Source organism: bacterium (genome assembly GCA_021158245.1).
Classification (GTDB): Bacteria; Zhuqueibacterota; QNDG01; order QNDG01; family QNDG01; genus QNDG01.
Genome location: JAGGVB010000085.1, coordinates 1 through 9,972 on the forward strand (window position 1 = coordinate 1; position 9,972 = coordinate 9,972).

Below are 9,972 nucleotides of genomic sequence, written 5' to 3' on the forward strand. Positions count from 1 at the left end.
ACTGAGGTTGTACGGGAGATATAGAAAGGGGCTTTATACTCAGAAGATTCAATGCAGGGCTCTTTTCCGTTAACAGTATAGCGGATTGAAATATTTTTGCGGCCAGTGTAGAGAGACACTCTTAACGAATCTGTAAAAATATCAAAATCAGAGACAATTTCAGGCGGATTGTCAATGTCCGGGAGTCCTTCAATATCCAGTACAACTACTGTATTAATCGGGTCAACAGGGCCGGCCGGGAGAATAATAATAATTTGACTGCCCTTTTGTTCCACAGAAAGAGTTCTGCTGCTGTCTGAAAGAAGATATGCTTTCAGGGGTTTATTGTAAATACCGTTTAAAACGAGCTTTCTGTTCCCCGGCCACAAGAAAATATGCAGATAGAGCCTGGCGTTATTCCCTATATGTTTTTGAGTGCACCGTCCCCATTTTAATTTTTTAAAGGGGCTGGCTTTTGTCCCGTAAATGGATTCGCCGTTTACCCGCATCCACTCACCGATTTTTTTTAATCTTATCTTTGCTTCATCAGGGAACGTACCATCTGACTTTGGCCCGACATTAAGAAGGAAATTCCCGCCCTTTGATGCTATGTCTGCAAGTTTTCGGATAAGGTCCTGAGCGGACTTCCAGTTTTTATCATGTTTGTTGTACCCCCAGTGGTCGTTCATTGTCATGCATGTTTCCCAGTCAACTCCGGGCAGGCCTGTGTCAGGAATATGCTGCTCCGGGGTACCGAAGTCTCCGGTTAATTCTTCGTTTTTCCCTGAATCTGTCATCCCTGTACGTCCCGCGCCAACGCGGTTATTTACTATTATATCAGGATCGATCTTTCTTACGAATTTTAAAAGATTCCTGCCTCTCTGTCTGTTCCATGTTTCTTCCCATTCTCCGTCAAACCAGAGAACCTCTATGGGGCCGTAATTTGTAAGTAATTCTTTCAGTTGATTCTTCATATACTTTACGTATCTGTCAAAATTTGCTCCCTGGGAATTTCTGTCTTTTTCCCACCCTCTCCTCGGCAGATAATCAGGGTTGTGCCAGTCCATAATGGAATAGTACCAGCAGATTTTGATGCCCTGTTTTTTACACGCTTCTGCCATTTCTTTCATAATATCCCTTTTAAAAGGCGTTGGCATAATATCAAAGTCTGTATATTTTGAATCAAAGAGACAGAATCCGTCATGATGTTTAGTGGTAATTACAATGTACTTCATGCCTGCATCTTTGGCCATTTTAACCCAATGTTCAGCATTAAATTTGACAGGATTGAATTCTCCGGTAAATTTATCGTAAACATCAATTGGGATATGAGCGGAATTTCGAATCCACTCTGCATACCCGGTTTCTCCTTTCCACTCTCCCGCAGGAATGGAATAGAGCCCCCAGTGAATAAACATACCGAATCTTGCATCTCTCCATTTTTCCATCCGTACATCTTTTGTTACTTCTTTATTTCGGCATCCCGAAATAAAAAGAACGGCAGAAACTAATAAAATATTCAGCAGCACTTTTTCGTATAATTTCATGATAGTATTCCTGTGATTGTTTGAATTATGCCTGATGCTGTTAAGTTTGGAAAAATTTTTAAAAAATACAAGGGAAGAATATTTGCCTGTACTAGAAAATTTATGGAAATATTGTTAGCAGAAGTTTGTTGAGTATTGTCATGTTTGGCACATTTCCGTGTAAGGGCACATTGCAATGTGCCCTTACTACTACGTATTTTTACCACACACTCTTAACCTCTTTATTCCCGCATCTATAACAAGATTAAAAAAAACTAAAATCCTCTTGACTTATTAATGTAAAATTAATACTTTCCATTTACGGGGAGGGGCATTACAATAAAGTGTCAACTTGCAGGAAAAGAAAGAGACCTCTCTGTTTATATTTATGATATAAAAGGCAGGTGTGTTTGCTGTCCTTAATCAGAACGAAGAATCGGAAGGGATACACACAGTTATCTGGGATGGTACTGACCAGCGGTATCTATATCTGCTGTCTTAAAAACAAAAGAGGCGCTTTGCTTAAAGCTGTTAAAATGTCTGTTGTGAGGTAAATATTGATATTATTATTTTGAATAATCCGAAACAAGATTTTTAATATCTTCTTCCAATTTCATAATTTCTTCTGTAGCGGTTTTCCATACAACTTCCATATCCACGCCAAAATAATCATGAATTAATTTATCTCTCATTCCGGCAATTAAACGCCACGGAATCCATGAGTAATTATTTCTTATATCTTTTGGTATTTTTTTGGCAGACTCGCCGATGATCTCCAATGCACGTATTGTTGCATACTGTGTTTTTTTATCTTCTCTGAATGTTTTATAATCCATATTATTGAGAAACAATCTGATATCTGTGATTGAAATCAGAATATCATTCAAGTAATCAACAATTATTCTATCTTTATTTTTCATGACACAGGCAGGGCTTCGGATAATATTTTTCTACCAATGTTGGGTTTTAATGAGCTCTTCATCACTAAGTCAACTTTCAAGCCAAGTAAGTCACTTAAATATTCTTCAAGTTCTATGAATTCAAATAATGAAGGCGTTTTCTTAAATGTCACTAATATATCGAGATCACTCCTTGCTTTTTGTTCTCCATGAATAAAAGAACCAAACACTTCCATAGACGAAACATTATATCTAAACTTAATTTCTGGCAGCTCTTCATTTAGTTTTGACATTATTTTTTGTAATTCATTCTTCATGTATTAAAAATAATAAAATATTTTAAAAATAGCAAATTTTATATATGTATTTAGCATGAATAACGGGCTGTTATAATTACTATTCAGGTACAAGCGCACAGAGTGTTAATTCCATACCGGAATATACATATTCAGGCTCAGGATCGGAACAAAGATTTATACAAAAAAGGCAAGTCTGGTGAAGTAAGATAAAAAAGACCTCAGAGGTTTTAAAAACCTCTGAGGTCTGATAATAATAAATTGTTTATTTTTTACTTGTCTTCTACCTGCTCCAGAGTTTTTACAAGAAAATCCCAGAATTTCTGAACAGTTGCTATGTTGACTTTTTCATCAGGAGAGTGGGGATATTTAATAGTCGGGCCGAAACTAATCATATCCGTGTCTGGATAAACAGCTCCGAGAAGCCCGCACTCAAGCCCTGCGTGAATAGCTTTAATCTCAGGAGTCTTCCCGAAATCATTTTTATAAATTTCCAATGCTTTTTTAAGTATCGGTGAATCCATGTTCGGTTTCCACCCTGGATATGCACCGCTGTGCTCTACTTTTGCGCCTGCAAGTTCATAGACACATCTGACTGCTGTACAAATATCTTCACGTGCCGTATCAACAGAACTTCTCTGAAGGCTCTGAAGTCTGATTTTTCCATTTTCAGATTTTACAGATGCAAGGCTTGTTGATGTTTCAACAAGGCCTTCAACAGAATCACTCATGCGGATTGCTCCGTTCGGTGTACTGTAAATAGCTTTGATAAGAGCATCCTGAGTTTTTTTATCAATGAGCTTTGAAGGCATGTCAGTTTCAGAAACTCCGAAAGATATGTTCGGCTCTGCGCCTCTGAGTTCATTTTTGATTATTTTATCGTATTCTACAGCAGCTTTCTCAAACTCGGCTTTTTTATCAGAAGGTACAGTTACAACAGCAAAACTTTCCCTTGGAATTGCGTTTCTTAAATTTCCGCCTTCAATTGAGGCAAGCCTTACGCCCAGGTCTTTTGAAACCTGATAAAGAAAGCGGTTCAAAACCTTAATTGCATTTCCTCTTCCTATATTAATATCAAGCCCTGAATGTCCGCCCTTCATGCCTGTTACCTTCACCTGATAGGCAGCTGCGCCTGCCGGAATATCATCTTCGGAAAATGTAAATTCCATATTTGTGTTTTCACCGCCTGCACAACCGATATAAAGTTCTCCTTCGTCCTCTGAATCAAGATTCATCAGAATGTCAGCATTGAGCACACCAGGTTTCAGGCCGAAAGCGCCTGTCATTCCTGTTTCCTCATCAATTGTAAATAATGCTTCTATTGGGCCATGCTTAATCTCTTTTGATTCAAGAACAGCCATTGCAGCAGCTACACCCATACCATTGTCAGCACCGAGAGTTGTATCTCTTGCTGTTACCCATTCGCCGTCAATGTATGCATCAATAGGATCTTTTTCAAAATCATGATCAACATTACTGTTTTTCTGGGGAACCATATCAAGATGCCCCTGAAGGCATATGGTTTTTTTGTTTTCCATTCCCGGAGCTGCCGGTTTTTTAATGATTACATTACCCACACTGTCAACTACGGTTTCAAGCCCCAGGCCCTCGCCGAATTTTTTCATAAACTCAATAACCTGTCCCTCTTTTTTTGAGGGGCGGGGAATTTGAGTTAAGCTGTAGAAATTTTTCCATACAGCTTCAGGTTTAAGTTTTAAAATTTCGTCACTCATTGTTTCCTCCGCTTTTAAATATTATTTAACTTTAAATTTATCTCCTGTTTTTTTAACTATTGTTCTGTACCATGCTTTCGGGTATCCCGGATGAGTAACATGGCCGTGTTCGTCTTTAACATTTCCGTCAAGATATTTATAGATCAGGTATTCACCGAGCTTTTTCCATCTTGCAACAGTTGCTTCTCCGGTTTTTACAGAGTAGTTTGTAAGATAATCTACGGCAAGTTTGGGAGACTGGTTGTAGAGCACAAGTGCAGCCTGATCAATAACAGGCTGGTTTGCAATGTAACTGCCTTCCAATTTACGCTGTACAACCTGAATGTCTTTAATCATATCTGTGTATCTTGAATATGCATAGTTGCTTACAAAATTGAAGACCCAGAATGCCGAGTCCCATGAAAATTCATCAAAATTACCGGTTCCTACTGCATAGGGTTTCGGTACTTTTGTAATTGAACAGTAGATTGGATTATAAACAGTACTGTACGTATCATCAACTCCGAACCAGAAAACTCCTCCAATAGCATCAGGCAGGAATGATCGTGACTGGGCTACAAAAGAGAATCCGGTCTGCTGAGTGGAAGTTGCTCTTTCATTAAAATATTTAACACTGTCAACTTCCCAGGTAAGGGGGCGCCATCTGTACGGGCACACATAGGGGCCTGCGCCGATATCTTTATTCATGTCAAATGGAGTTCCTTCAAAGTGGTCGCGCATGAGCTGCATTACGTCCCGTACGGACAGTTTCTTGTCCGGTTTTATCCACAGGGGAAGAGGTTTTGCATGAATGTCGCCTGATACATAATCTGTAGGAAATTTTATTGACGGTGCCGCTCTATGAAAAAATGCATACACTCTTGCTTCACAAAAGCGAAGCCCTCCGAATGTAGGCGGCGCATAAGTTTTTGCAAAACTAAAATCTTTGTCTTCGCCTTTAAAATAACCCATATCTCTTGCAAAAGAGATTACATCACTTGCATAAACAGTTGTAACTTTTTTATTGAAAATTTTATTTAAATTTTTTGAGGTAATGGAAGTTCTGCCGTCTGCAAGCGGAAACGTCTGTATGCGTGACTGATTGGCATGTGCACAGATATAACCGTCCGGAACTTTTCTTGCCACCCAGACAGCGCCTCTGTTTTTCGGCCCTTTGCCAATCATCTCCATGATCCATACTTCATTGGGGTCCGAAATGGAGAAGGATTCGCCTTCACTGTAATAACCGTATTTTTCAACGAGTTCCCCCATGACTTTTATAGCTTCTCTTGCAGTTTTTGACCTCTGCAGCGCTATGTACATCAGGCTGCCGTAATCAACAATTGCATTTTTATCTTCAAGTTCGCTTCTGCCGCCGTATGTTGTTTCTCCGATTGCAACCTGATGTTCGTTCATGTTGCCCACAACAGAATATGTGTGGAGGATTTCAGGAATCTGCCCGAGGTATTTGCCGGTATCCCATTCATAGATGTCCCGCATCTCTCCGCGCAGGTGATCAGCAGCAGGAATATAGTAGAGTTCTCCGTAAAGCTCATGTGAATCAGCAGCATACGTTATTATTACTGATCCGTCTTTGGTTGCTCCTTTTGAGATCAGAAAATTTGTACATGCAAATGATAGATTTGCAATTGATGCTATAGCTGTGACAGTTACGATTAAGAATTTTTTTTTCATATATTTGTTACCTCCGTCTGGGAAAAGGATTAATAATGAATTCTCAATATACAGAAATATTTTACAAAATGCCAGTTCTAAAAAGTAAGAACCTTATATCCGGATTTTTAATGGCTCTCCCATATATTTTACGTCAGCAACAAAGCTGTCAAGAGTATAGGATACTTTATATTGATCACTGAACCTTTATTCCGTCATAAGTAGCCATTATAAAAAATTTCTGCATTGATTTGTCCTTTTTTAAATAAATAATACCGGCCGATAGAGGCGCATTATCGGCCGGCATTTGAAAATTGTAACCATCAGGTTACAATGAGCTGTCCCAATCAGGCAGCCGTCCCGGTGTCCAGGGGCTGCCGATTTTATTCATCTCATTTTCTATGTCTTTTGTGTCAACATCAATCATCTGCTTGAGCTGTTTGTAGATATCAGAGAATTCATTCTTAATAATAGAATATGCATCTTTTTCGGTTTGTGTTATATCAGATGTTGAGCCGTAGTGGGTGTAAGCAAGTACCCACAATCTGCTTGAGATGGATACAGGCGGGTTTTCACTGTGTTTTGAAATTATTTTGTCGCCTGTAAGTTTAATCATAAGCAATTTCAGCTTTGCATCAAGGTTTCCTGCCTTATCCATAAGGGCATGGCCTGTTCCCGGAGTCGCAAGAAGCGCCTGCCTTATATAGGCAATTCGTTTCTGCAGATCCTGAGCTGCTCTTATGGATCCCTGTACAACTCTGTAAAGATTCGATGCCTTGTCCTGAAATTCCGCAAGAGCTTTTCTGGCTTCTGCAGGAAGTGTTGTATTGTCAAGCGGTACAACTTTAAAAGAGACCGGGCCTGCAAGATGTGTTGTTTTGCCCCGTACTACTTCATCAATTGCCACTTGATATTTACCGGGAGGCACAAGATAGCCTTTTCTGCCCTTTGCAAGAGGATCAAATTTATTGTCCTTTAAACTAACCGGTTCGGGCGATGCTGTTCTCAGGTTCCATGTTAACCGTTTAATACCCTTTCCCGGACTGGCAGTTAAAGTGTTTATTATTTTTCCGCCGTTGTCTGTAATTATAAATTTAAGATACGGTGATATTTCATTATCCTCTGCTCTCAGTTCTTCCCATGAAGGATATGGAATCGATTTCTTTTCTTTTAAAAGTTTTTTCTCTTTTTCTTTTCGTATCTGTTTTAAAGTTTTAGGAGATGTTTTAAGATAATAAGTGAACGTAGCGCCAAAGGGAGGGTTTTTAGCTGAATATAAGTCAGACCCCTGCCCGTATTTGCCTCTCTTCTGAACATAGAGGAGAGCATCTTTAACAGGGAATATGCGGCATTCTTCCGCTTTGATATTTTTTGAGAATATCCGCAGTGGAGTATAATCATCAAGAATATAAAATCCTCTGCCGAATGTAGCAAGTACAATGTCGTTTTCCCTCTGCTGGATTGCAATGTCTCTTACTGCGATTGCAGGAAGGCCGGATTTTATCCTGATCCAGTTTTTTCCCTCATCATTGGAAAAATAAAATCCGAATTCTGTCCCCACAAACAGGAGATTCGGATTAACATGGTCTTGAGCTATTGTGTGTACAGTTCCGTTTACAGGAAGATTTGATGCTATGGATTTCCAGGTTTTCCCCATGTCTTTACTTTTAAATATGTAAGGTTTGAAATCGTCGCGTTTTCTGTTGTCAAAAGATGCATATACAATGTCGGCATCAAAATTTGAGGGGCAGATGTCGCTTACGTAGGTCATTTCAGGGACACCTGAAATTTTGTCTATTCTGTTCCAGGTTTTTCCGCAATCTTTAGTTATCCTTATAAGCCCGTCGTCGGTTCCGGCAAATAGAAGATTTTCCCGTACAGGAGATTCTGCCATAGATACAATTGTTCCGTAGAGAGATGTAGAGGCATTTTTTGCAACAGCATCCACGCTCCAGACCCGGCCCATGACAGGGAGCTTGTTTCTGTCTATCTGCCTGGTAAGGTCAGGACTGATTACTTCCCAGCTATTACCTCTGTCGTCGCTTTTGAATACTTTGTTTGCTGCACAAAAAATACGGCTGTTTTTAAAATGACTTACAAAAAGAGGTGTATTCCAGTTCCATCTGTATGAGTATTCTCCTTCACGGGGCTGAGGCTGGATATCAATAGCTTCCCCGCTTTTTCTGTCATATCTTACCATACCTCCGTATTGGGATTCAGAATAGACAATGTCCGGATTATCAGGGTCAATTGCAGACCAGAATCCGTCACCGCCGCATGTAACAAACCAGTCCGAATTAAAAATACCTGAAGAGCAGATCGTCCTTGACGGCCCGCCCATAGAGTTGTTGTCCTGAGTTCCCCCGTATACGTAGTAGAATGGCAGAGAGTTGTCAACAGCAACACGGTAGAATTGAATTACAGGAAGATTCTGTTTATGCTGCCAGGTTTTACCGCTGTCATAAGTTTCGTAAACTCCGCCGTCTCCGCCAATCAAAAGATGAGAAGTATCTTCAGGATCAATCCACAAAGCGTGATCATCGACGTGTCTTTTATTGTTGCCAAGGGATTTGAACGTCCTGCCTCCGTCTTCTGTTACTTTTGCAATAGTATCCATTGAATAAACTTTATCAACATCAGCGGGATCGCAGAAAATTTCATTGTAATATTGAGGGCTTGTAGTAACCTGAGAGCTCATTTTTGTCCACGTCTCTCCGCGGTCAACAGAGCGGAAAAATCCGCCCTTTTTGTCAGCAGCTTCAATTATTGCGTAAATATAATCGGGATTTACAGGAGATATTGCCAGGCCGATGGCCCCTTTATCGCAGGAAGGCAATCCCGTTTTTATTTTTCTCCAGGTTTTTCCTCCGTCAGTGGTTTTGTAAACAGCAGTTTCCGGCCCTCCGTCAATTTTTGTAAAAACATGGCGCCGCCTCTGATGGGATGCAGCAATTATTACATCAGGATTTCTCGGATCCATAACCATATCGGAAACGCCGGTATTTTCGCTGATTGTAAGAACGGCTTTCCAGGTTTTTCCTCCGTTGGTTGTCTTAAAAAGGCCTCTGTCTCCTCCGGGTCCCCATACGGATCCTTCCGCAGCTACATAAACAATGTCAGAATTACGGGGATCAATTAGAATTTTTCCTATCTGCCTGGAATTTTTCAGCCCCATGTTCTTCCAGGATTTACCGCCGTCAACAGTTTTGTAAACTCCGTTGCCGTAACCGAGTGCGCGCTGGCTGTTATTTTCCCCTGTGCCTGCCCATACAACATTGTGGTTGTTGGGATCCATGGCAATGCAGCCTATTGAATATGCTTCGTATTTGTCAAAGATCGGTTTCCATGTTATCCCTCTGTTTACAGTTTTCCAGATATTCCCTGAGGCAACTGCAACGTAGTATTCTGAATTATTTTTCGGATTTACTGCAAAGTCGCTTATTCTGCCTGAAGTAAAGGCCGGGCCAATGCTCCGGAATTTTAATCCTGAGAAATCAGAAGCTTTAAAAACCGATTTTACTTCTTTTTTTGCACCGAACAAGCTGACTGCATATATAAGCAGTACTGCTGTTATAAACAGGCGTTTTTTCATTTCTCTCCCTCCTGAATGTTAATATAATTAATGACTGAAAGTATGCTCAGATTAAGAATATAATGGCAACACCTCCGATTATTATAGCAATTTTACCATATTTGCTGATTTTTTCTCCCCATAAAAAACGGGATGAAAATGCTGTGAGCAGAATTACGGATATGCTCACAGCGGGATATACAAAAGATGCGTTTAATTTTTTAAGAGCACTTAAAAGAAAAAAGGAGCTGAAAAAATTTGGTACTCCCAGTATAAGGCCCCGCAAAAATGACTTTTTATCAACGGCTCTGCCTG

At 40.1% G+C, this 9,972-nt stretch carries 7 protein-coding genes; all 7 read right to left on the bottom strand.

Annotated elements, in window-relative coordinates; genetic code table 11:
- A partial coding sequence (locus J7K93_05045; GenBank protein MCD6116359.1) for an alpha-L-fucosidase occupies positions 1-1,526 on the bottom strand: 1,526 nt, incomplete at its 3' end.
- Positions 1,527-2,071: 545 nt separating this feature from the next.
- Positions 2,072-2,425 (bottom strand): DUF86 domain-containing protein, encoded by a 354-nt coding sequence (locus J7K93_05050; GenBank protein ID MCD6116360.1) that lies wholly within the window; start codon positions 2,423-2,425, stop codon positions 2,072-2,074.
- Complete coding sequence (locus J7K93_05055) at positions 2,422-2,721, bottom strand: nucleotidyltransferase family protein (protein ID MCD6116361.1); 300 nt, start codon at positions 2,719-2,721, stop codon at positions 2,422-2,424. The genes J7K93_05050 and J7K93_05055 overlap by 4 nt, the downstream gene beginning before the upstream one ends.
- A gap of 251 nt (positions 2,722-2,972) precedes the next feature.
- Positions 2,973-4,433 carry an aminoacyl-histidine dipeptidase gene (locus J7K93_05060; GenBank protein ID MCD6116362.1) on the bottom strand — a complete coding sequence of 487 codons (1,461 nt, stop codon included), beginning with the start codon at positions 4,431-4,433 and terminating at the stop codon, positions 2,973-2,975.
- A 21-nt stretch (positions 4,434-4,454) separates the two neighbouring features.
- The gene (locus tag J7K93_05065; protein ID MCD6116363.1) at positions 4,455-6,107 is read right to left on the bottom strand and encodes a C69 family dipeptidase; all 1,653 of its coding nucleotides are present in this window, start codon (positions 6,105-6,107) and stop codon (positions 4,455-4,457) included.
- Between the two features lie 307 nt (positions 6,108-6,414).
- Positions 6,415-9,678 carry a glycosyl hydrolase gene (locus J7K93_05070; GenBank protein ID MCD6116364.1) on the bottom strand — a complete coding sequence of 1,088 codons (3,264 nt, stop codon included), beginning with the start codon at positions 9,676-9,678 and terminating at the stop codon, positions 6,415-6,417.
- Positions 9,679-9,724: 46 nt separating this feature from the next.
- The coding region (locus J7K93_05075) for an EamA family transporter (GenBank protein ID MCD6116365.1) at positions 9,725-9,972 on the bottom strand (248 nt) is incomplete at its 5' end.

Coding starts and splice junctions, on each gene's coding strand:
- J7K93_05055 (MCD6116361.1), bottom strand. CDS start 2,721: ATGAAGAATGAATTACAAAAAATAATGTCAAAACTAAATGAAGAGCTG.
- J7K93_05050 (MCD6116360.1), bottom strand. CDS start 2,425: ATGAAAAATAAAGATAGAATAATTGTTGATTACTTGAATGATATTCTG.
- J7K93_05060 (MCD6116362.1), bottom strand. CDS start 4,433: ATGAGTGACGAAATTTTAAAACTTAAACCTGAAGCTGTATGGAAAAAT.
- J7K93_05070 (MCD6116364.1), bottom strand. CDS start 9,678: ATGAAAAAACGCCTGTTTATAACAGCAGTACTGCTTATATATGCAGTC.
- J7K93_05065 (MCD6116363.1), bottom strand. CDS start 6,107: ATGAAAAAAAAATTCTTAATCGTAACTGTCACAGCTATAGCATCAATT.